This is a genomic window from Streptomyces sp. SID3343 (genome assembly GCF_009865215.1).
Classification (GTDB): domain Bacteria; phylum Actinomycetota; class Actinomycetes; order Streptomycetales; family Streptomycetaceae; genus Embleya.
On record NZ_WWJX01001511.1, the window covers coordinates 1 to 737 of the forward strand.

Annotated in this window: 1 protein-coding gene; it reads left to right on the forward strand. The window is 73.5% G+C overall.

From position 1 onward, the window contains the following. A partial coding sequence (locus GT354_RS47595; RefSeq protein ID WP_202513106.1) for a helicase associated domain-containing protein occupies positions 1-737 on the forward strand: 737 nt, incomplete at both ends.

Genomic DNA, 737 nt, shown 5'->3' on the forward strand with positions numbered 1-737 from the left:
AGGAGTGGCGGCCGATCCTGCGGTTCTCCACCCTGCGCGACCCGGCCGAGATCGCGCGGTTCGTCGAGTTGCGCGTCGTCGACCCGCAGGCGCGGAACTGGCTGCGCGGCCTGGCCGCCGCGCAGCGCTACCAACGCGCGCACCTCGATCTGCGGGCGCAGATCGACGAGGTCGACGTCGACCACCACGGAGTGAAGTTCCCGCTCGGCCAATGGATCTCGGAGCAGCGGCGGGAGTACGCCGCCGGGCGTCTGGGCGCTCCGCAGGTCGAGGAGCTGGAAGAGCTGGGCATGGTGTGGTCGGTCCACGATCGGGCGTGGGAGGACGGGTACGCGATGGCGCGCCGCTACGCCGCCGAACACGGCACCCTCGCCGCGCCCAAGGACGCCGTGATCGAGGGGTACCCGGTCGGGCGGTGGCTGGAGAAACGCCGGGCACAGGGCAAGGCCGGCACCCTGCCCGCCGAGCGTGACGTCGCCCTGGACGCGCTCGTCGACGGCGAGGAATGGAACCCACGGCATTGGACGCCGGATTGGCAACGCCACCTCACCTACGCGCAGCAGTTCCTGGCCGCGCGCGGCGACGGGCCGCGGCTCGACGACGTCGGCGTGGACGTCGTGTACCGCGGTGCCGCGCTCGGCCGGTGGGTCGCCCGGCAGCGGTCCGGCTGGGAACGGCTGGGCGGCGAACAACGCGGCGCGTTGACCGCGTTGGGCCTCACCCCGCCCGTCTCGGCC